The organism is Streptomyces sp. A012304, assembly GCF_026008495.1.
Taxonomy (GTDB): domain Bacteria; phylum Actinomycetota; class Actinomycetes; order Streptomycetales; family Streptomycetaceae; genus Streptomyces.
Map to the genome: position 1 here is coordinate 19,495 of NZ_BQUN01000002.1, position 21,615 is coordinate 41,109.

17 protein-coding genes and 1 pseudogene are annotated in these 21,615 nt (G+C 72.7%); 7 read left to right on the forward strand and 11 right to left on the reverse strand.

Going from position 1 to position 21,615, the window contains the following annotated elements; genetic code table 11:
• Positions 1-12: 12 nt before the first annotated feature.
• On the reverse strand, positions 13-1,155 hold the full coding sequence (gene efeO, locus ALMP_RS00850; RefSeq protein WP_264923916.1) for an iron uptake system protein EfeO: 1,143 nt from the start codon (positions 1,153-1,155) through the stop codon (positions 13-15).
• Between the two features lie 243 nt (positions 1,156-1,398).
• On the opposite strand from efeO, the gene ALMP_RS00855 reads away from it, so the two are divergent.
• Positions 1,399-2,043, forward strand: a complete 645-nt coding sequence (locus tag ALMP_RS00855; RefSeq protein WP_264923917.1) for a PhzF family phenazine biosynthesis protein — start codon at positions 1,399-1,401, stop codon at positions 2,041-2,043.
• 95 nt (positions 2,044-2,138) lie between these two features.
• Here ALMP_RS00855 and ALMP_RS00860 read toward each other — a convergent pair whose 3' ends face one another.
• Positions 2,139-2,786 (reverse strand): heme oxygenase (biliverdin-producing), encoded by a 648-nt coding sequence (locus ALMP_RS00860; protein ID WP_264923918.1) that lies wholly within the window; start codon positions 2,784-2,786, stop codon positions 2,139-2,141.
• Between the two features lie 121 nt (positions 2,787-2,907).
• Positions 2,908-3,765 (reverse strand): type I methionyl aminopeptidase, encoded by an 858-nt coding sequence (map, locus tag ALMP_RS00865; protein WP_264923919.1) that lies wholly within the window; start codon positions 3,763-3,765, stop codon positions 2,908-2,910.
• A 57-nt stretch (positions 3,766-3,822) separates the two neighbouring features.
• Here map and ALMP_RS00870 point away from each other — a divergent pair, with 57 nt between their 5' ends.
• Positions 3,823-4,056: a hypothetical protein gene (locus tag ALMP_RS00870; RefSeq protein WP_264923920.1), complete on the forward strand. Its 234-nt coding sequence runs from the start codon at positions 3,823-3,825 to the stop codon at positions 4,054-4,056.
• A 296-nt stretch (positions 4,057-4,352) separates the two neighbouring features.
• On the opposite strand, the gene ALMP_RS00875 is transcribed toward ALMP_RS00870, so the two are convergent.
• Together ALMP_RS00875 and ALMP_RS00880 are read right to left on the reverse strand one after the other, a co-directional pair.
• On the reverse strand, positions 4,353-5,657 hold the full coding sequence (locus tag ALMP_RS00875; protein ID WP_264923921.1) for an MFS transporter: 1,305 nt from the start codon (positions 5,655-5,657) through the stop codon (positions 4,353-4,355).
• Between the two features lie 66 nt (positions 5,658-5,723).
• On the reverse strand, positions 5,724-6,323 hold the full coding sequence (locus ALMP_RS00880) for a hypothetical protein (RefSeq protein ID WP_264923922.1): 600 nt from the start codon (positions 6,321-6,323) through the stop codon (positions 5,724-5,726).
• A 127-nt stretch (positions 6,324-6,450) separates the two neighbouring features.
• On the opposite strand from ALMP_RS00880, the gene npdG reads away from it, so the two are divergent.
• Both npdG and ALMP_RS00890 read left to right on the forward strand, forming a co-directional pair.
• Positions 6,451-7,167 (forward strand): NADPH-dependent F420 reductase, encoded by a 717-nt coding sequence (npdG, locus tag ALMP_RS00885; RefSeq protein ID WP_264923923.1) that lies wholly within the window; start codon positions 6,451-6,453, stop codon positions 7,165-7,167.
• Between the two features lie 4 nt (positions 7,168-7,171).
• Positions 7,172-7,409 (forward strand): annotated as a pseudogene (locus ALMP_RS00890) (hypothetical protein).
• On the opposite strand, the gene ALMP_RS00895 reads toward ALMP_RS00890, so the two are convergent.
• A complete protein-coding gene (locus ALMP_RS00895; protein WP_264923924.1) occupies positions 7,399-8,199 on the reverse strand; it encodes a site-2 protease family protein in 801 nt (266 codons plus the stop codon). The pseudogene ALMP_RS00890 and the gene ALMP_RS00895 sit on opposite strands and share 11 nt — an antisense overlap.
• 171 nt (positions 8,200-8,370) lie before the next feature.
• Between ALMP_RS00895 and ALMP_RS00900 the strand changes: the two genes are divergently transcribed.
• Positions 8,371-11,979, forward strand: coding sequence for a BTAD domain-containing putative transcriptional regulator (locus ALMP_RS00900; RefSeq protein ID WP_264923925.1), 3,609 nt, complete (start codon positions 8,371-8,373; stop codon positions 11,977-11,979).
• Between the two features lie 2 nt (positions 11,980-11,981).
• Here ALMP_RS00900 and ALMP_RS00905 read toward each other — a convergent pair whose 3' ends face one another.
• The 3 genes from ALMP_RS00905 to panB form a co-directional block, all read right to left on the reverse strand.
• The gene (locus ALMP_RS00905) at positions 11,982-12,794 is read right to left on the reverse strand and encodes an ABC transporter permease (RefSeq protein WP_264923926.1); all 813 of its coding nucleotides are present in this window, start codon (positions 12,792-12,794) and stop codon (positions 11,982-11,984) included.
• Complete coding sequence (locus tag ALMP_RS00910) at positions 12,791-13,819, reverse strand: ATP-binding cassette domain-containing protein (protein ID WP_264923928.1); 1,029 nt, start codon at positions 13,817-13,819, stop codon at positions 12,791-12,793. The genes ALMP_RS00905 and ALMP_RS00910 overlap by 4 nt, the downstream gene beginning before the upstream one ends.
• Before the next feature lie 143 nt (positions 13,820-13,962).
• Positions 13,963-14,829, reverse strand: a complete 867-nt coding sequence (gene panB / locus ALMP_RS00915; protein WP_264923929.1) for a 3-methyl-2-oxobutanoate hydroxymethyltransferase — start codon at positions 14,827-14,829, stop codon at positions 13,963-13,965.
• A gap of 344 nt (positions 14,830-15,173) precedes the next feature.
• On the opposite strand from panB, the gene ALMP_RS00920 reads away from it, so the two are divergent.
• Positions 15,174-16,232: an endonuclease/exonuclease/phosphatase family protein gene (locus tag ALMP_RS00920; RefSeq protein ID WP_264923930.1), complete on the forward strand. Its 1,059-nt coding sequence runs from the start codon at positions 15,174-15,176 to the stop codon at positions 16,230-16,232.
• Positions 16,233-16,329: 97 nt separating this feature from the next.
• Complete coding sequence (locus tag ALMP_RS00925) at positions 16,330-17,547, forward strand: MFS transporter (RefSeq protein WP_264923931.1); 1,218 nt, start codon at positions 16,330-16,332, stop codon at positions 17,545-17,547.
• Positions 17,548-17,738: 191 nt separating this feature from the next.
• Here the strand turns inward: ALMP_RS00925 and ALMP_RS00930 are convergent, their stop codons facing one another.
• Both ALMP_RS00930 and ALMP_RS00935 read right to left on the reverse strand, forming a co-directional pair.
• Positions 17,739-19,493 carry an NAD+ synthase gene (locus tag ALMP_RS00930; RefSeq protein WP_264923932.1) on the reverse strand — a complete coding sequence of 585 codons (1,755 nt, stop codon included), beginning with the start codon at positions 19,491-19,493 and terminating at the stop codon, positions 17,739-17,741.
• A gap of 95 nt (positions 19,494-19,588) precedes the next feature.
• The gene (locus ALMP_RS00935) at positions 19,589-21,532 is read right to left on the reverse strand and encodes a protease pro-enzyme activation domain-containing protein (RefSeq protein ID WP_264923933.1); all 1,944 of its coding nucleotides are present in this window, start codon (positions 21,530-21,532) and stop codon (positions 19,589-19,591) included.
• Positions 21,533-21,615: the final 83 nt, after the last annotated feature.

The following is a 21,615-nucleotide window of genomic DNA, read 5'->3' on the forward strand; positions in this document are numbered from 1 at the left end:
AGTGCCCTCCGGTCACTTCGCGACGGCGGCGGCGAGCTTGGACAGCGGCTCCGCGAGCGCGTTCACCGCGTCCGACAGCTCCTTGCGCTGGGCCGGGCTCACCTTGTCGTAGGAGACGAAGTCGTACGAGGTCTTGTCCGCGCGGTACTTGTCCAGCAGGGCGTCGATCGCCGTGAACTGCTTGTCCAGCTCGGTGACCAGCGCCGCGTCGTTCTCCCGGGCGACCGGCTCGAGCAGCTCGTACGACTTCTGGGCGCCTTCCACGTTGGCCTTGAAGTCGACCAGGTCGGTGTGCGAGTAGCGCTCCTCCTCGCCGGTGACCTTGCCGGTGGCGACCTCGTCGAGCAGCTCCTTGGCACCGTTGGCCATGGAGGTCGGGGAGATCTCGGCCTTGCCGACCCGCTTCTGCCAGTCCGTCAGGTCGGTGACGAGCTGGTCGGCGAGGGTCTTCTCCTCCGGGCCGATCTTCTTGTCCTGCCAGAGGGCCTTCTCCAGCCGGTGCCAGCCGGTCCACTTCTGCCCGGCCTCCAGGCCGTCCGCGCGGACGTCGACCTTCGGGTCGATGTCACCGAAGGACTCGGCGACCGGCTCGGTGCGCTCCCAGCCGATGCGGGAGGGCGCGTACGCCTTCTTCGCGGCCTCCAGGTCGCCGGCCTTGACCGCCGCGACGAACGTCGCGACCTTCGGCAGTGTCTCGTCGGCCTGCGCCTGCGCGTACGCCCGGTAGGCGGCGACGGCCTTGTCCAGGCGCGGATCGCGCTTCGCGACGGCGTCGGCGCCGGTGACCTTCAGGTCCTGGCGGATGCCGTCGCCCTTCATGCCCGGCTTGCAGGCGATCCGGTACTCGCCGGCCTTCACCTCGGCGGTGACCCGCTGCCTGGTGCCGGGTCCGATGTTCTCCCGCTCGGTGACCACCCGGTCGTCGGGGAAGAGGATGTAGACCTCGGTGACCTTCGAGCCCTTGTTCTCGATGGCGAGTTCGACGTGCCCGGCGGTTATCTCCTTCTTGGAGGTCTCGCACTTGTCGTCGGTCGCGGTCACGTCGATGACCCGGTCGCCGTCCTTGGCGTCGCTCTTCTCCGTGCAGCCGGTCACTGCGGTCAGGGCGGCCGCGGTGACGGCGGCGGTGACGAGGGAGAATCTGACGGCTCGCATACGGGCTCCCGGAGGATGGCTGAAAAACAGCGCGACAGCGCTCACAAGGATTGGTGAGGCTGCCCTAACTTAGACCCCGTATAGGCACGAGGTGATCACAGTCGACCAAATCGGGCGCAAAGAATCAGTCAAAGGGAAATCAAAGGATGCCGCTCGGGACGTACTTGGGCGGCCTCACCTTCAGTCGCGAGCGCTGGTCCGGCCGTGACCGGCTCACCCCCCGAGCGATGTTTCAATTCCCGCGTGACTGATTACGACGTGCTCCGCGTCTTCTGCGCGCCCAACGGCGGATACGGCAACGAACTGGGCGTCGTGCGGGACGGCTCCCGGCTGCCCGAGCGGAGCGACCGGCAGGACCTCGCAGCGAAACTCGGCTTCAGCGAGACGGTGTTCGTCGACGACCCCGAGCGAGGGATCATCGACATCTACACCCCCACCCTGCGCCTGCCCTTCGCCGGCCACCCCTGCGTCGGCACCGCCTGGCTCCTGGACGTGCCCGAACTCGTCACCCCGGCCGGGGTGGTGGGCGCCCGCCTGGACGGGGAGTTCAGCTGGATCGAGGCGCGGGCGGAGTGGGCCCCGCCGCGCACCCTGCGCCAGTACGCCACCGCCGCCGAGGTCGACGACCTGCCGGTGCCGCCGCCCGGCGAGTGGATCTACGCCTGGGCCTGGGAGGACGAGCCCGCCGGCCGGATCCGCGCCCGCGGCTTCCCCGGCCGCGACGACGGCATCGAGGAGGACGAGGCGACCGGCGCGGCGGCGCTGCTGCTCACGGACCTGCTGGGCCGCGCCCTGAACATCACACAGGGTGCGGGCTCCCAGATCCTGACGGCGCCGCAGCCGCACGGGTGGGTGGAGATCGGCGGACGCGTGTACCTGGAGCGCTGAGCCCGCGGGCCGACGGTGTCGGTGCCGGTGTGCCGGGGGCTCCCGCCGCGGCGTCCGTGTCCGGGGGGCACACCGCGGCGTCGTGTCCCGGGAGTTCACGCCGAGAGCGGGAACTCCTCGCCGAGCGCGCGGAAGACCGCCGTGTTCAGCGCGAACGCCTTCTTGCACTCCGTGACGATCCGCTGCTTCTCCAGGTCGTCGGCGCGCACCCCGTCCAGCAGCTCGCGGTACGCGCGCTTGAACGCGGCCGGGTTGCCGATCTCCTCGAAGACGTAGAAGCGGACGCCGTCGCCCTTCTTCTCGAAGCCCCAGGTCCTCTCCGCCTTGTCGCGGATGATCTGCCCGCCGGAGAGGTCGCCGAGGTAACGGGTGTAGTGGTGGGCGACGTATCCGCCGGGCCAGCGCTCGGCGCACTCGCGCACCCGGTCCGCGTACGCCCGGGTCGCCGGCAGCGCGGACAGGCCCGCACGCCAGTCCGGGCCGCGCAGGTGCGCGAGGTCCCGCTCCAGCGCGGCCAGCCGGAACAGCTCCGGCCGGACGAACGGTCCCGCCACCGGGTCCGACGCCAGCCGCTCCGCCGCGGCCTCCAGGGCCTCGTACACGAACCACAGTTGCTCGGTGTAGCGCGCGTACGCGTCGACGCCGAGCCTGCCGCCGAGCAGGTCGCTCATGAACGTCGAGGTCTCGGCCTCCGTGTGCTGTTCGTGGGACGCCGTGCGGATGACTGTCGAGAAGGAGTCCATGGCCATATCCTCTGAGGTTAGGCTTGCCTAAGTCAACAGTTTGCCGACGTCCTGTCGGTAAAAGCGTAGAAGAAGGAACCCGCCCTCACCAGAGGACGGGTTCCGATCGGGTAGCGGCAGCTCAGGGCAGGGTCAGGATCTCCGCTCCGGTCTCCGTCACCGCGAGCGTGTGCTCGAACTGGGCGGTCCGCCTGCGGTCCTTCGTGACGACCGTCCAGCCGTCGTCCCACATGTCGTATTCGTGCGTCCCGAGCGTCAGCATCGGCTCGATCGTGAACGTCATTCCGGGCTGGATGACCGTCGTCGCGTGCGGGCTGTCGTAGTGCGGGATGATCAGCCCCGAGTGGAACGACGAGTTGATCCCGTGCCCGGTGAAGTCCCGCACCACGCCGTACCCGAACCTCTTCGCGTACGACTCGATGACCCGGCCGATGATGTTGATCTGACGCCCCGGCTTGACGGCCTTGATCGCGCGGTCGAGGGACTCCCGGGTCCGCTCCACCAGCAGCCGGCTCTCCTCGTCGACGTCCCCGACCAGGTAGGTGGCGTTGTTGTCGCCGTGCACCCCGCCGATGTACGCGGTCACGTCCAGGTTGACGATGTCGCCGTCGCGCAGCACCGTCGAGTCCGGGATGCCGTGGCAGATCACCTCGTTGACGCTGGTGCACAGCGACTTGGGGAAACCGCGGTAACCGAGGGTGGAGGGGTAGGCGCCGTGGTCGCACAGGTACTCGTGCGCCACCTTGTCCAGTGCGTCCGTGGTCACGCCCGGCGCGATGATCTTCGCGGCCTCGGCCATCGCCCGCGCGGCGATCCGGCCGGCGACCCGCATCGCCTCGATCGTCTCGGGCGTCTGCACCTCCGGCCCGGTGTACGGCGTCGGCGCGGGCTTGCCGACGTACTCGGGACGGCGGATGTTTCCGGGCACGGAACGGACGGGGGACAGCACCCCGGGGACGAGCAGCGACTGGCCAGACATGGCCCGAGTCTAACCAGCGGGCATGGGGGAACATGTCGTTGGCGAGAGGAGCTGGTCATGGCCCTGTTCAAGAAGCGGACGGTCGGCAAGCCGGGCGAGTGGTACTACTGCCTGCAACACAAGAAGGTCGAGGAAGGCCCTGAGTGCCCGGCCAAGGACCGTTTCGGTCCCTACGCCACCCGCCCGGAGGCCGAACAGGCGATGCAGACCGCCCGCGAACGCAACCTCGAGTGGGAGACCGACCCCCGCTGGCACGACACCACGGCCCCCGACCCCACGAACACGGACTGACCACACCTCCTCCGGGAGGCGTCAGTCCCACGGGGGGCCGCGGCAGGCGTCCCGCGCCAGAGCGCATCGCTCGACGACGCGGGCGTGCCCGTGCGGGCGCCTGCCCGTCGCCTTCGGCGCCCGCGGCCACCCGGGGCCGGATCCCAGTCGGCGGCCCGTCGCGGGCCCTCACCCCGCGACGCGCGCCGGGCCGGCGGGTGCTCCCGCCACGGGGGCGTGCCGCGACGCGACGCGGGCGCCTCCCGTGCGGGCGTCCGCCGCCGATCCCTGCGGCCTTCGGCGGGCCGGGCCCGGCGTCAGGGCGGGGGAGGGGACGCGCGTCGGGTGCGCAGGCGGGCCGCGTGTTCGTCGGTGCGGGCGTCGTAGCGCATGAGGGCGGGGAGGGAGACGGCCAGGAGGCCCACCGCGGTCAGGCACATCAGACCGCCGGACCAGACCGAGGCGCGGACGCCCAGCCAGCTCGCGAAGGCACCGCTGCGGACCTGTCCGAGGGTCGGACCGACCGAGTACGACAGCAGCTCGATGCCGGCGAGACGGCCGCGCAGCTCGTCGGGGATCGTCTGGTCCCACATGACACCGCGGAAGATGCCGCTGACCATGTCGAACGCCCCCGCGAGGGTCAGGCACAGCAGCACCGCCCACACGTTGCCCGCGAGCCCGGCGCCCGTGATCGCCACACCCCACAGCGCCGCCGACAGCACCACCATCCGCCCGTGCCGGTGGACCCGCGAGGTCCAGCCGCTGGTCAGACTCACCAGCAGCGCCCCCGCCGGGACGCTCGCGTACATCAGCCCCAGCGACCACTCGGCGTCCAGCTCGTCCGCGAGGAACGGCAGCACGGCCAGCGGCATCGACAGGAACATCGCCGCGAGGTCGACGGCGTACGTCCCGAGCAGGTCCTTGCGGCCCCAGGCGTACCTGGCCCCCTCGGCGATCGCCCGCAGGGACGGCTTCGCGGCCTCCCGCGCGGCGGGGGAGGCCGCGATCCGCCCCATCAGGGCGACGGAGACGACGAAGGTGAGGACATCGGCCGCGTAGGCCCAGCCGAGCCCCGCGTACGCCACGACCACGCCCGCCAGGGCCGGGGCCGCGACCCCGCCGACCGTCCAGCGCAGCGAGTTCAGCGCCGACGCCGCCGGCAGGTGTTCATGGGCCACGATCCGCGGCCACAGCGAGTCCATCGCGGGCCGCTGCACCGACACCAGCGCGGAGGACAGCGCGGCGACGACGTACAGCGGCCAGATCGTCGGCGTCGGCAGCAGCGCGTTCACCAGCAGCACCGACGACAGCAGGCCCTGGCCGGCCTCCGTCCACACGATCAGCTTCCGCTTGTCCCACGCGTCCGCCAGCGCCCCGCCGTACAGCCCGAACAGCAGCAGCGGCACCAGCTCCACGGCCCCGATCGCGCCGACCGCCGCCGCCGACCCGGTCAGGTCCTTCAGCTGCACGGGCAGCGCGACGAAGGTGAGGAAACTGCCGAAGTTCGAGATCAGCCCCGAGACCCACAGCCGCCGGAAGTCACGGGAGGCCCGCCAGGGGGTGAGGTCGGGCAGCAGCGCACGGGTGCGGCCGGGCGGTGCGGAAGCGTCGTCGACGGTCACGACCGGCCATGCTCCGGGGCCGGTCGTGGGCCGGGCAACTGCTTTTCCCGCCGAGAGCCGGGGCCCTCACCAGGGGGCGGGCGGAGGTGCCGTCAGCGACTCCGCGAGCCGTGACAGACGGTCCCGGAACCGGCGCCGGCCCCGAGGCGAGGGCAGCGTGTTCTCCCCGGCCGCCGCGCTCACCAGGTGCTGCACGGTGTCCAGGTCCAGCTCCGACCCGTCCGGCACGGCCAGCGCCTCGTGCGCCAGCCCCGTCAGCTCGCCCTCCCCGGGCCCCAGCGTCAGCACCGTCACCCCGGCCCGCCGGGCGTCCGACACCCGCTCCAGCAGCTCCGCGTCCCCCTCCGGCGACACCACCAGCAGCGTCTCGCCCCGCCGCGCCGCCTCGATCCGCCCCGGCCCGACCGCCAGATGCGCCGGATCCGACGGGCGCGCGTGATGCCGTACGAGCGTCGGGGCCAGCTCCGGCGTGCCCGACCAGGCGGCCTCGTCCACCAGATGCGCCGCCAGATGCCACGGCTCGTACGCCGCCGTGCCCACCAGCAGCAGCCCACCGCCGTGCGACACCACGGATCCCCGCAGCACCCCGGCGAACCTCCGCGTGGCCCCCAGCCACTCCGTCCCGGCGAGCACTTCACGCAACAACGCGACCCGTACGGCGTCCATGCGGCCGCATCCTGCCGCACCCGGCCCGCCACCGGACGGACCTTCACCGGCGTTTCCCCCGACCCGGGGAACGTGACCGCCGCCACCCCGCCCGCAGGGGGTGACCGCTCGCACGTACAGTCGGCCCATGACCTCTACCGACAGTGCACAGACCGCCCCCGCGAAGGCCCCCGCCAAGGACCCGTGGGACCTTCCCGACGTCTCCGGGCTCGTCGTCGGCGTGCTCGGCGGCACCGGTCCGCAGGGCAAGGGCCTCGCCTACCGGCTCGCCAAGGCCGGCCAGAAGGTGATCATCGGTTCGCGCGCCGCGGACCGGGCGCAGGCCGCGGCTGCGGAGCTGGGGTACGGCGTCGAGGGTGCCGACAACGCCGAGACCGCGCGCCGCAGCGACATCGTCATCGTCGCCGTGCCGTGGGACGGCCACGGCAAGACCCTGGAAGCGCTGCGCGAGGAACTCGCCGGCAAACTCGTCGTCGACTGCGTCAACCCGCTCGGCTTCGACAAGAAGGGCGCCTACGCGCTGAAGCCGCAGGAGGGCAGCGCCGCCGAGCAGGCCGCCGCCCTGCTGCCGGACTCCCGGGTCACCGCCGCCTTCCACCACCTGTCGGCCGTGCTGCTCCAGGACCCGGAGATCGACGAGATCGACACCGACGTCATGGTGCTGGGCGAGGTGCGCGCCGACGTGGAGATCGTGCAGGCGCTGGCCGGCCGCATCCCCGGCATGCGTGGCGTCTTCGCGGGCCGGCTGCGCAACGCCCACCAGGTGGAGTCGCTGGTCGCCAACCTGATCTCCGTCAACCGCCGCTACAAGGCCCACGCCGGGCTCCGCGTGACGGACGTATGAGGCGATGGGGGACACTGGTGGGCGTCACCAGCAGTGTCCCCCGACAGGAGCCGACCCCCATGCCCCGCCTTGCTCTCTACACGCTCGTCGTCTGCGTGCTCGCCGTGACGGCGGCCGTCGTGTCGTTCGCGAACGGCAGCTTCCTGGGGATCGTCTGGGTGCTGCTCGCGGGCCTGTCGTCCAACATGACCTGGTACTACATCAAGCGCGAGAAGGCCCGCAGGTCCTCCCTCACGGGCTGACCGCGCAGATCTCGCTGGTGCCCCGCCAGAAGCGGTACAGCTCCTGACCGCAGTACTGCTCCAGGTCACCGACACCCAGCGTCCGCATCAGCGCGTCGATCACGTCGAAGAACGCGCCGTTGACCGCCGGCACCCACAGCAGCGCGAACACGAACAGCAGCCCGAACGGCGCGAACGGCTCCACCTGCCGCCTGACGCCGTACGACAGCCAGGGCTCGATCACGCCGTAGCCGTCCAGGCCGGGCACCGGCAGGAAGTTCAGGATCGCCGCCGTCACCTGGAGCACGGCGAGGAACGCCAGCGCGTACCGGAAGTCCGCGGGCACGCCGTCCAGCGCGCCCAGCCAGAACGGCGCCGTGCACACGACGGCGAACAGCACGTTCGTCAGCGGGCCGGCCGCCGAGATCAGGCTGTGCCGCCAGCGGCCCCGGATCCGCCCGCGCTCGATGAACACCGCGCCGCCCGGCAGACCGATCCCGCCCATGATCACGAACACCACCGGCAGGACGATGCTGAGCAGGGCGTGCGTGTACTTGAGGGGGTTCAGCGTCAGGTACCCCTTCGCGCCGACCGAGATGTCGCCGCTGTGCAGGGCGGTGCGCGCGTGCGCATACTCGTGCAGGCACAGGGAGACGATCCAGGCGCCCGTCACGAACAGGAACACGGCCACACCGGGCTGCTCGGCGAAGCCGGTCCAGGTGGCCCAGCCCGTGACCGCCGTGACGGCCAGGATCCCCACGAAGACGGGGCTGATCCGCCGGTCGCTGCGGCGGGTGAGGGCGGTGGTCATGAGGCTCCCTGTCATCGGTGCACGCGTGGAACTGCCCGACCGTACCGGGCGCGGGGGGAAAACGTCTCGCGGGCGGCCTTCGGTTCCTAGGAGGGTGGGACGACCGCACCCCCTCGCGGGGTGCGCCGCACCGCCGGATCCCCGTGACCCGGCCCGAACCGAGCGGAGAGAATGACCCTCGTGCGTTACCGCGTCCTCGGCACCACCCAGGCCCTCCGCCCCGACGGCAGCCCCGTCGCCGTCGGCGGCGCGCGGCTGCGCGCCCTGCTGACCGTGCTGGCGCTGCGGGCCGGGCGTATCGTGCCGACGGGGACCCTGGTGGAGGAGGTGTGGGCCGGGGACCCGCCGGCCGACGCCTCCGGCGCGCTCCAGGCGCTGGTGGGTCGGCTGCGGCGGGCGCTCGGCGCGGACGCGGTCGCCTCCGTGGACGGCGGCTACCGCCTCACCGCCGGCCAGGACGCCGTCGACCTGCACCGGTTCGAACGGCTGACCGGCGACGGCCTGCGCGCCCTCGCCGACGGCGACCCCGCCAAGGCGGCCGTCCTCCTCGACGACGCCCTCGCGCTGTGGCAGGGACCGGCCCTCGCCGACCTGCCCGACCGCACCGCCGAGGCCGCCCGCCGGGAGGCCCGCCGCCTCGACGCGCTCCGCGCCCGCCACACCGCGGCGCTCGCCCTCGGCCACGCCGAGCAGTCCCTGCCGGAACTGACCGCCCTGTGCGACGCCCACCCCCTCGACGAGCCTCTCCAGGCCCTGCGCCTGCGCGCCCTGCGCGACGCGGGCCGCACCGCCGAGGCCCTCGCCGCCTACGAGTCGGTCCGCCGCCTCCTCACCCACCGCCTCGGCACCGACCCGAGCCCGGAACTCCAGTCCCTGCACGCGGAACTCCTGAGCCCCGAAGCGGCTCGCCCCGGACGGACGGCGGCCCCGGGCCACCCCCGGGACCCTCGTCCGGGGCGGACGGCAGTCCCGGAAGCTCCCCGGAATCGACTTCCGGGACGGACGGCGGCCCCGAGTCACCCCCCGAACCCCACCGGACGCCCGCCCGCCTCCGACGACCCGACGACCGGCCCCTGGGGACCTGCCACCGCCCCCACCGGGCAGGGGGACACCGCCGGGCGGCGGCCGGCCGGCCCGGCAGAGCGTTCGGGTGGTGCGGGTGAGCGCTCGAGCGGGGCCGCCGCCGGCCCGGTCGGATCCTCGGGTGGCTCCGGGGCCGCCGTCGGCTCCGCCGAGTCTTCGGGTGGCTCCGAGGCCGTGGTCACCCCCGCCCCGACCCCGGGCAACCTCCGTGCCCGGCTCACCTCGTTCGTGGGGCGGGAGGGGGACATCGAGGTGATCCGCGGGGACCTCGGCGGGGCGCGGCTCGTCACGTTGCTCGGGCCCGGTGGGGCCGGGAAGACCCGGTTGTCGCAGGAGGCCGCCGAGACCCTGCGCGGGGACGTACGGGACGGGGTGTGGCTGGCCGAGCTGGCGCCGGTCGCCGACCCCGACGCCGTACCGCAGGCCGTCCTCACCGCCGTCGGAGCCCGCGAGACCGTGCTGTACGGGGCCGGCGCCGAGGAGATGCGGGCGGTGGCCGAGCGGCACGACGACCCCGTGGAGCGTCTCGTCGAGCACTGCGCGCGGCGCCGCATGCTGATCGTCCTCGACAACTGCGAACACGTCGTCGAGGGCGCGGCCCGGCTCGTCGAGGAGGTGCTGCGGCGCTGCCCGGGCGTGACGGTGCTCGCCACCAGCCGGGAACCCCTCGGTGTGCCCGGTGAGGTGCTGCGGCCCGTGGACCCGCTGCCGGAACCGGTGGCGTTGCGGCTGCTCGCGGACCGGGGTGCGGCCGCGCGGCCCGGTTTCCGGGTGGAGGACGACCCCGAGGCCTGCGCCGAGATCTGCCGGCGGCTGGACGGCCTGCCCCTGGCCATCGAGCTCGCCGCGGCCCGCCTGCGCATGCTGACGCCCCGCCAGATAGCCGACCGGCTCGACGACCGCTTCCGGCTGCTGACCTCCGGCAGCCGTACCCTCCTGCCCCGCCAGCAGACGCTGCGGGCCGTCGTCGACTGGTCCTGGGACCTGCTCGACGCGGAGGAACGCGAGGTCCTCGGCCGGCTGTCGGTCTTCGCCCGCGGCTGCGACCTCGCCGCCGCCGAGGCCGTCTGCGGCCCGGCCGCCTTCGAGGCGCTCGGCTCCCTCGTCGACAAATCGCTGGTCGTGGCCGCCCCGGCCGCCGACGGCGCGATGCGCTACCGGCTCCTGGAGATCGTCGCCGAGTACGCGGGCGAGCGCCTGGACGAGTCCGGCTCCCGCCCCGCCGCCGAACGCGCCCACCTCGTCCACTACCGGGAACTGGCCCGCACCACCGAGCCGCTGCTGCGCGGCCCGCGGCAGCGCGCCGCCATCGACCGTTTCCAGCTGGAGTACGAGAACCTGCGCACCGCGCTGGCCCGCGCCGTCGCCGCACGCGACGAGCAGGAGGCGATCTGCCTCACCCTCTCCCTCGCCTGGTACTGGCAGATGCGCGACCTGCGCATCGAGGCCCGCACCTGGTGCCGGGAGGTGATGGCCCTCGGCCCCGACCCGTTCACCGAGCCCGTGCGTCCCGCCGCCCCGGTGCTCAGGCCGTGCATCGACACCCCGCCGCCGCTGACCGGCGAGACCCTCGCCGAGGCCCGGCGCGGCGTTCACCTCGCCCATCTCGCCTGTATGGACACCGAGTTGGACGCCTGGCAGAGCCCGGCCGCGCAGGCCAAGCTGCGCGTCATCGCCGCGACGTACGAACCGGGCCTGCCGCAGACCTGCCGTGCCCCCGGCCTGCTCTGGTTCTACGCCGTGATGCTCACCGGCGACATGGAACGCATCCGCGCCATCCTCGACGCCAACATCCTCACCTGCCGCGAGACACCCGGCTACGAGTGGGAGCTGGGCGCCTGCCTGCATCTGCGCGCCAACATCCTCGCCAACCGCTCCGACTGGGCCGGTGACGCCCGGCGCGACGCCGACGAGGCCCTGGAGATCTACCAGCGCCTGGGCGACGCCTGGGGCGCCGCGGAGGCCCTCGCCGCACGCGCCGAGGCCTGCGAACGGTCCGGCGCCCACCACCGCGCCGCGGCCGACTACGAGGACGCCATCGCGCACGCCGAACACCTCGGCGCCCGCGCCCAGGCGTCGGTCCTCGCCGCCCGGCTGGGCAACGTGCTGCTGGAGGTCGGCGAGGAGGAGCGGGGCGAGCGCATCCTGCGCGAGGTGATCGCCGGCAAGGAGGGCTCCGCCCACGAGGCCATGCCCGCCGCCCGGCTGTTCCTGGCCGGCTGGCTCGGCATGAACGGCCGCGTTGCCGAGGCGCGCGAACAACTGCGGCTGCTGCGCGCCGAGTTCAGCATCGCGCACTTCGTCGTCTTCGACGCCTTCATCCTCGGCGCGGAGGCCTGGCTGGACGCCAGCGACGGCCACCACGCGCGGGGCCTGATCACGATCCGCAAGGCCCTGGAGCAGGCCGGTGACCCGCTGTCCACGGCCATCGCCCCGCAGATGCGTTCCTTCTATCTGTGCATCGCCGCGATGGCCCTCGCCGACACCGACGCGGGCGCCCGCGCCGACGCCGCCGCCCGCTGCCTGGGCGCCGCCGACGCCCTGCTGCCGCCCCGTCACGTGGCGCCCCGCCTGGAGCGCGAGACCCGCGCCCTGGCCGACGCCCGCGCCCGGGCCGCGCTCGGCGACGAGGCGTACGAGGCGGCGTACGCCGAGGGCGGCCGCCTCTCCTACGAGGAGGCCGCCGCCCTGGTGTGAGGTCAGTTCTTCGTGCGGAACTTGTGTATCGCGACCGGCGCCATCACCACCGTGATCGCCACCGACCAGCCGAGCGTCACCCACAGGTCGTGCGCGACGGGGCCGCCCACCATCAGCCCGCGGGCCGCGTCGGCGAGCGAGGACAGCGGGTTGTAGTCGGTGAACGCCTGGAGCCAGCCGGGCATCGAGTCCGTCGGGGCGAAGATCGACGAGCCGAACTGGAGCGGGAACAGCACCAGGAAGCCCATCGCCTGCACGGACTGCGCGTTCTTCAGGATCACGCCCAGGGTGAGGAACACCCACATGATCGACGAGGCGAACACCGCGGACAGACCCACGGCGGCGAACAGTCCGAGCCAGCTGTTGATCTCGAAGCCGACCAGCACGGAGACGATCATCAGCACGGTCGTCGCGAACAGCATCCGCACCAGCTCGACGGAGATCTTCGCGAACAGCACCGAGCCACGCCCGATCGGCAGGGACCGGAAGCGGTCCATGACACCGGAGTTGAAGTCCTGGCTGAAGCCGGTGCCGACGCCCTGCGACAGCGTCATGCTCATCATCGCGATCATGCCGGGGATGACGTACTGCACGTATCCCTCCTGCCCGCCGCCCAGGGCCTGCCCGATCGAGCCGCCGAAGACGTACACGAACAGCAGCGTGAAGACGATCGGCATCAGCAGCGCGTCGAACATCGACTCCGGGTCCTGCCGGATCCACAGCAGGTTGCGGCGGATCAGCGCCCCGGTGTGCCGCAGGTGCCCGCGCAGCGGGATACGGGCGTCGCCCGGGGCGGTGGTGACGGCGGCGCTCATACGGCGACCTCCTCGCGGGTGTCGGCGGGCACGGCGTCCTGCGGGGCACTGGCACGGTGGCCGGTGAGGGACAGGAACACCTCGTCCAGGCTGGGGAGTTCGGTGGAGATGGCGGACAGGGTGACGCCGCGCGCGTTGACCGCGCCGACGACGGCGGTGAGCTGCTCGTCGCTGAGCACCGGCACCAGCAGCGAGCCGCGCTCGGCGTCCACGACGACACCTGCCAGGCCGGTGATGCCCAGCTCGTCCAGCGCCCGCGCCAGCGGCCGCAGCTGCGCCGGGTCGGCCGGGCGCACCCGCAGGGTCCGTCCGCCCACCTTCGCCTTCAACTCCTCGATGCCGCCGGTGGCGATGACCTTGCCGCGGTCGACGACGGTCAGCTCGGAGGCGAGCTGCTCGGCCTCCTCCATGTACTGGGTGGTCAGCAGGACCGTCACCCCGTCCCCGACCATCGCCTTCACCTCGTCCCACACCTCGTTGCGGGTGCGCGGGTCCAGGCCGGTGGTGGGTTCGTCCAGGTACAGCACGACGGGCCGGCCGATCATCGACGCGGCCAGGTCCAGCCGCCGCCGCATGCCGCCGGAGTACGTCCCCGCCGGGCGGCGCGCCGCCTCCGTCAGCGAGAACCGCTCCAGCAGTTCGTCGGCCCGGGCCCGGGCGTCCCTGCGGGACAGGTCGAGGAGCCGGCCGATCATGTAGAGGTTCTCCCAGCCCGGGAGTTTCTCGTCCACGGAGGCGTACTGGCCGGTGAGGCCGATCACCTTGCGCAGCTGGCGGGGCTGGCGCACGACGTCGTAGCCGGCGACGGTCGCCCGGCCGGAGTCGGGGGTCAGGAGGGTGGACAGGATCCGTACGAGGGTGGTCTTCCCGGCGCCGTTCGGCCCGAGCACCCCCATCACGGTGCCCTCCCGCACGTCCAGGTCGACACCGTCCAGTGCCTTGGTCTCGCCGTAGTGCTTGACCAGACCCCGAACGGTCACGGCGCTGTCCGCGCCGCTGCTGGGGTTCTTGTCGATTCGCGTCATGCCGACGACGGTGTCAGCCCCCACCGACAAACGGCCTACAGGCCACCGACAGCCGCCGACATCCCACCGACATCACCACCCCGGCAGGACGGCAGCCCGCCGACGGGGGACGGTCGGCGGGCTGCCCGGTGCGCGGAGTCGGCTCAGTGGACGGAGTGTTCCTCCTGCGGGAACGTTCCGCCGACGACGTCCTCCGCGAAGGCCCTCGCCGCGTCGCCCATGACCTGGCGCAGGTTCGCGTACTGCTTCACGAACTTCGGCATCCGGCCGCCGGTCAGACCCAGCATGTCGGTCCACACCAGCACCTGCGCGTCCGTCTCGGGACCGGCGCCGATGCCCACCGTCGGGATGTGCAGCACGCGCGTCACCTCGGCCGCCAGCTCCGCCGGGACCAGCTCCAGCACGACCGCGAACGCGCCCGCGTCCTGCACGGCCTTCGCGTCCCGCAGCAGCTGCGCCGCCGCCTCCTCGCCGCGCCCCTGGACGCGGTATCCCATCGCGTTCACGGACTGCGGGGTCAGGCCGATGTGGGCCATGACCGGGATGCCGGACTCCACCAGCAGCTCGATCTGCCGGTGCGAGCGCTCACCGCCCTCCAGCTTCACCGCGCCGACCCCGGCCTCCTTCACCAGCCGGGTCGCGCTGCGCAGCGCCTGGACGGGGCCCTCCTGGTACGACCCGAAGGGCAGGTCCCCGACGATCAGGGCCCGCCGGGTGCCGCGTACGACCGCCGCCGACAGCATGGTCATCTCGTCGAGGGTGACCGGCACGGTCGTGTCGTACCCCAGGTGACAGTTGCCCGCCGAGTCGCCGACGAGCATCACCGGGATGCCGGCCTCGTCGAAGACGGACGCGGTCATCGCGTCGTAGGCGGTGAGCATGGGCCACTTCTCGCCGCGCTCCTTGGCGGCGGCGATGTCGCGGACGGTGATACGGCGCGTGCCCTTGCCTCCGTACAGCGCCTTGCTGCCGTCGGAAGGCTTTGTCTGGGCAGCCGAAAGCTGCGTCATTGCAACGGCTCCTCACGTCATCTCGAGGCGCCCTCACGGCGTCCCCGGACCACCATCCATGGTGGCACCTCGTGCCAAGGAGGGCCAGAGCACCCCGTGTGGGCAAGGCCTCAGCGCGCCGGGACCCGGCCCACGGTCCGTCAGTTGGCCGACGGGCGACCCCGTATGTGCAGGTTCCGTCACAGAGCGGACGCCGGATCCCCGCGACCGGAACTGGTGACGCCGCACCGTTCGTCCTCGTGCCCGTACGGCCGTCGAGGGACGGCGGGACCGAAGCCGATCATCCCCTAGGGTCGTACCCACGGGGGAGCGACGGTGTGCACGGCAGGCAGTGAGGCGACGGTATGGCGCAGCAGGCATACATGACGGAGACGGACAACGGCGGCTCGGGGCCCGAGCGCCGGGGAACCCGGCTTCGGAGCCTGCTCGGACGGCTGGGCGCCCGGCTGACGGCGGGCTGGCGCGGCGACCGGCGCGTCTGGCGCCGCGGCCTCGTCGTGGCCGCCCTCGCGGTGCTGCTCTCGCTGGTGATGCTGGTCCATTCGCGCATCCCGAACCGTTTCGGCAACCTGGGCAGCCTCACCGAGACGTTCCTGCCCTGGCTCGGCCTCTTCGTGCCGCTGCTGCTCCTGCTCGCGCTGGTGCGCCGGTCCGCGACCGCGCTGATCGCGGTGGTGATCCCGGCGGTGGTCTGGCTGAACCTCTTCGGCGGGCTGCTCACCGACAAGACCGCCGCCGGCGGCGACCTCACGGTCGCCACGCACAACGTCAACGCGGACAACGCCGACCCGTCCGGCACCGCCCGTGACGTGGCCGCCTCCGGCGCGGACGTGCTGGCCCTCGAGGAGCTGACCGCCTCGGCGGTGCCGGTGTACGAGAAGGCGCTGGCGGCGACGTACAAGTACCACTCGGTGCGGGGCACCGTCGGGCTGTGGAGCAAGTACCCGATGAGCGGCGTCGCGGACGTCGACATCAAACTGGGCTGGGTGCGGGCGATGCGGGCCACGGTGACGACGCCGGAGGGGCCGGTCGCGTTCTACGTCGCCCATCTGCCGTCGGTGCGTGTGAAGCTCCAGGCCGGGTTCACCGCCCGGCAGCGGGACAAGAGCGCGGACGCGCTGGGCGAGGCGATCGCCGCCGACCCGCTGAGCCGCAAGATCCTGCTCGGCGACCTCAACGGCACGATGAACGACCGCTCGCTGAACGCCGTCACCTCCCAGATGCGCTCCGCGCAGGGCGCGGCGGGCAGCGGCTTCGGGTTCAGCTGGCCGGCGTCGTTCCCGATGGCGCGCATCGACCAGATCATGGTGACGGGCGTGGAGCCGGTGACCTCGTGGACCCTGCCGCAGACCGGCAGCGACCACTTGCCGGTCGCCGCTCGTGTGAAGGTCACCACACCGTAACCCGTTGGAATACAGGGCCGGGCAGGGTTTGTTCCGTCATTGAACATATTGAACCCATGATGGACACGACCCCTCCCGGAAAGGCACAGGCTTCTTCATGCCCCTGGCCCTGCTCGCCCTGGCCGTGGGTGCCTTCGGCATCGGCACCACCGAGTTCGTGATGATGGGCTTGCTGCCCGACGTCGCGGACGACCTGCACATCTCCGTCCCGACGGCCGGACACCTGGTCTCCGCGTACGCGTTGGGCGTGGTCATCGGCGCCCCGCTGCTGGCCGCGGTGACGGCACGGATGTCCCGCCGCACCGTCCTGATCTCCCTGATGGGCCTGTTCATGGCCGGCAACGCGCTGTCCGCCCTCGCCCCCGACAACGGCTGGCTGCTGGCCGCCCGCTTCCTCAGCGGTCTGCCGCACGGCGCCTTCTTCGGCGTCGGCGCGGTGGTCGCGACCACCCTCGTCGCGCCCGAGCGCAAGGCCCGCTCCGTGTCGCTGATGTTCCTCGGCCTGACCGTCGCCAACGTCGCCGGCGTCCCCGTCGCCACCCTCATGGGCCAGCACCTCGGCTGGCGGGCGACCTTCCTCGGCGTCAGCGCGATCGGCGTGGCGGCGATCGCCGCCCTCGCCCTGCTGGTTCCGCACGACCACGCGCCCGCCCCCGTCAACGGCCTGCGCGGCGAACTGGCCGCCCTGCGCTCGCTGCCGGTCTGGCTGGCCCTGGGCACGACGGTCGCGGGCTTCGGCGCGCTGTTCTCCGCGTACAGCTACATCACGCCGATGCTCACGGACGCCGCCGGGTACGCCGGGTCCAGCGTGACGCTGCTGCTGGCGCTGTTCGGCGTCGGCGCGACCATCGGCAACCTGCTGGGCGGGCGGCTCGCCGACCACGCGATGCGTCCGACCCTCTTCGGCGGGCTGGTCTCACTGGTGGCGGTGCTCGCGCTGTTCCCGCTGCTGATGGCGGCCCCGTGGAGCGCCGCGCTGGCGGTGACCCTGCTGGGCGTCGCCGCGTTCGTCACCGGCTCGCCGCTCCAGCTGATGGTGATGGAGAAGGCCTCCTCGGCCCCGTCCCTGGCCTCCTCCGCCAACCAGGCGGCCTTCAACCTGGCCAACGCCGGCGGCGCGTGGATCGGCGGGCTGGCCCTCGCGGCGGGCCTCGGCGTGACGTCCCCGGCCCTCGCCGGCGCGGCCCTGGCCGCCCTGGGCCTGGCGGTGGCCGCCGCGGCCTCCCTGGTCGACCGCCGCAGGACCCTCACCGCGACCCACGCGCGCGTCGTCGCCACGGGCCGCCCGCGCCAGGCGGACCCGGTACACCGCTGAGCCCGCGCCCCGGCCCCCGCGCCCCTCGGGGCGCGGGCAACCGAAGTGCGCGGGGAACCGCGCGACCGGCCACGGCGGACCCGGGGCCGCCCATCCACCACATGCCGTACGACGGGGTGGGCCGGCCCGGTCACGGCGGACCTGAAGCCGCCCCCACCCCCGCATGCCGAAGGGGGGTGGGGGCGGCCCGGTCAGGACGACTCGCGCCAGCCGTTCGTGATCGGCAGGCGGCGGTCCTTGCCGAAGCCCTTCGCCGAGATCTTCGTACCCGGCGGGTACTGCCGCCGCTTGTACTCCGCGGTGTCCACCATCCGCAGGGTCTTGACGACGAGTTCACGGTCGTACCCCGCCGCGACGATCGCGTCGGCGCCCTGGTCGCGGTCGACGTACAGCTCGAGGATCGCGTCCAGGACCGGATAGTCCGGCAGCGAGTCCGTGTCGACCTGCCCCGGCCGCAGCTCAGCGCTCGGCGGCTTGGTGATGGAGTTCTCCGGGATCGGCGGGGTCTGGCCCCGCTCGGCGGCGGCCCGGTTGCGCCACTCGGCCAGCCGGAAGATCGACGTCTTGTACACGTCCTTGATCGGCCCGTACGCGCCCACCGAGTCGCCGTACAGCGTCGAGTAGCCCACCGCCAGCTCCGACTTGTTGCCGGGCGCGAGCACGATGTGCCCCTCCTGGTTGGAGATCGCCATCAGCAGCGTCCCCCGGAGCCGGGACTGGAGGTTCTCCTCCGCCAGCCCGGTCAACCCCAGCGACCCCATGTACGCGTCGAACATCGGCTCGATCGGGACAGTCCGGAAGTTCAGGCCGGTGCGCCGGGCCAGTTCCGCCGCGTCCCCCTTGGAGTGCTCCGACGAGTACTTCGACGGCATCGACACGCCGTACACGTTCCCCGCGCCCACCGCGTCGCAGGCGATCGCCGCCACGAGGGCCGAGTCGATACCGCCCGACAGGCCGATGAGGACCGACTTGAAGCCGTTCTTCGCGACGTACGCCCGCAGGCCCACCACCAGCGCCGAGTACACCTCCTCGTCGTCGTCCAGCCGCGGCGCGTACCCGCCGGCCAGCTCCGGCTCGTAGGCGGGCAGGGGCTCCTGCGACAGCACCACCCGGTCGATGCGCAGACCGTCGTCGACCACGCCCGTCGGCGCGTCCACGGAGGCCGCCGGCAGGTCGAGGTCCAACACCACGCACCCCTCGGAGAACTGCGGCGCCCGGGCGATCACCTCGCCGTCCCGGTCGACGACGATCGAGTCCCCGTCGAACACCAGCTCGTCCTGGCCGCCGATCATGGCCAGGTAGGCGGTGGTGCAGCCGGCCTCCTGGGCGCGCTTGCGCACCAGCTCCAGGCGGGTGTCGTCCTTGTCCCGCTCGTAGGGGGAGGCGTTGATGGAGAGCAGCAGGCCCGCCTCGGCGGAGCGCGCCGCGGGCACCCGGCCGCCGTCCTGCCAGAGGTCCTCGCAGATCGCGAGGGCGACGTCCACGCCGTGCACGCGCACGACCGGCATGGTGTCACCGGGCACGAAGTAGCGGAACTCGTCGAAGACGCCGTAGTTGGGCAGGTGGTGCTTGGCGAAGGCCAGTACCACCTCACCGCGGTGCAGCACCGCCGCCGCGTTGCGGGGGGCGCCCGCCGGCTGCCCGTACTTCGGCTGGGCGGTCTCCGAGCGGTCGAGGTAGCCGACCACCACCGGCAGCTCCCCGAAACCCTCCTCGGCCAGGCGCGCGGCGAGCGTGCGCAGGGCCGCGCGGGAGGCCTCGACGAAGGACGAGCGCAGCGCGAGATCCTCGACGGGATAGCCGGTCAGCGCCATCTCCGGGAACGCCACGAGATGCGCCCCCTGTTCGGCGGAGTGCCGGGTCCAGCGGAGGATCGTTTCGGTGTTGCCGGTGAGGTCACCGACACGCGAGTCGATCTGGTTCAGGGCGAGACGAAGTTGAGGCACGCGCCCAGTGTAATCGTCAAAGCGACGCGATGGGGTGGCGCGGGGTGTCTGCCACCCCACACCACCCCGTTCGACGACCGGAGCGCCGGCGGGCGTCAGTGCCCGCGGTACGAGGCGACGTAGCCGTTCGCGGGCGTGCCCACGCCGGTGACGTCGTCGTAGCCCTTCACGGCCGACAGCGAGCTGTCCCTGCCGAGGCTGCGGACCGTGGTGGCGATGCCGTCGGTGGCGTCGTAGCCGTTCACGTAGTCGCGGCGGACGACCGCCAGTCCGGACCCGGTCGGGTCGTCGGTGATGTCGCGGAAGGCCTTCGAGCCGTACCGGGCGTAGATCGCCGGGTTGGCGAACCCGAGCGCCCTGCCGCCGCGCGCCTGCTGCGCCAGCGCCTGGACGGCCGTGATGACCGGCGCGGCCAGCGAGGTGCCGCCGATGCGGTACTCGCTGTACTGCTGCGACCCGTCCTCCGGCATGGTCTGGGTCTGGCCGACCAGGAAGCCGGTGTTCGGGTCGGCGATCGCCGCGATGTCCGGGACGACGCGGTTGCCGGCGGCGCTGTTGGCCTTCGCCAGCGAGTCCGGGACGACACCCTTCTGATAGTACGGCTCCGCGACCGTCCGGCTGGTGCCGCCGCCCGCGCCGGAGGTGAACGCGCCGGGGAAGTCCTCCCAGGACGTGCCGTCGGCCGACAGGGTCGCCTTCTCGGTGCCCCAGCCGGTCTCCCACAGGTACTTGTCGCCCTTGCCGACGGCGAGGGAGGTGCCGCCGACCGCCGTCACCCACGCCGAGTTGGCCGGGGTGTCCACCTGCTTGGTCCCGGTGCCGGCCACCTCGTCCCCGTCGTCGCCGGAGGAGAAGTAGAAGCCGATGCCCTCGACCGCGCCGAACTGGAAGATCTGGTCGTAGGCGGCCGCGAGGTCCGGCGTCTGGTGGGCCTCGATGTCGCCCCAGGAGTTGGAGACGAGGTCGGCCAGATGGTTGTCGACGATCGTGCCGAGCGCGTCGAGCAGGTCGTCGTCGGTGCAGGACCTGCTGCCCACGTACGTGACGCTCGCGTCCGGGGCGACCGCGTGCACCGCCTCCACGTCCAGGGTCTCCTCGCCGTACCAGCCGGCCGCCGAGCAGTCCTTGGTGTTCGTGTAGTTCCCGGGCAGGACCTGGGTGAGCTGGCCGCTCTTCCAGGCGGCGTCGCCGTGCTTGCGCGCGTAGGCGGCCGCGTCGTAGGCGATGGTCGGCGAGGCGTACGCGTCGGTGATGGCGATCCGCACCCCCTTGCCGGTGTACGTGCCCGCGCCGTACGCGGCGCGCAGCTGCCGGCCGGTGTACCCCTTGACCGCGTACGGGATCTTCGTGCCGTAGGCGTCCGGCAGCGTCGTCGCGATGTTCGAGCCGTGGTACGAGGAGAACGGCCCGAGGTTCCTGAACACGGTGGCCGGCGGCGGCAGTTGGTCCTTGGCCGACGCCCGGTGCGGCGCGTCGTCCAGGCCGGTGACGGTCAGCACGGCGCCGTTCAGGCTCGCCGGGACCGAGGCCGCGTGCTGCGGCGCGCGGTAGGTCTTCGAGCCCTGGGCGTAGTTGTGCAGCTGAGTGCCGAACGCCTTCTCGGCGGCGGCCACGTCACCGCTGACGGAGACGTAGTGCCGTGAGACACCGGTGACCTTCAGCCCTGCCGCCGTCAGCCATGTCCTGACGGCGGAGACCTGTGCCTCGGTCGCGCCGAAGCGGGCCTGGGCCTGCTGGGCGGACAGGTATCTGCCGTATGTCTCAGAGGCCGGGTCGGAGACCGCCTTCGCGTACTGCGCGAGTCCGGCGGCGTCCCGTCCGGCGAGGTAGACCCGGGCGGTGACCCGGGCGCTGTCCGAGGTCGCGCCCTCGTCCGCCTTGGGCGTGGCCCACGCGGGCCTGGTCCCGGCCAGCGTGTCCCGGGCCGGGGCGTCCGCGGCGTGCGCCGCGGGTGTGCCGAGCGCCAGCACGCCGGCGATCATGGGCAGTGTCGCTGCCATGCTCGCCCCGGCGCGCAGCGCGGCGCGGTTGGATCTCATGGGACCCCCAGTTTTGTGGTTCGTCGCGCGTGCGTCACGCGACGTCGGCCACTCTCGCGACGAACGGTTCATGCCGGGGGAAT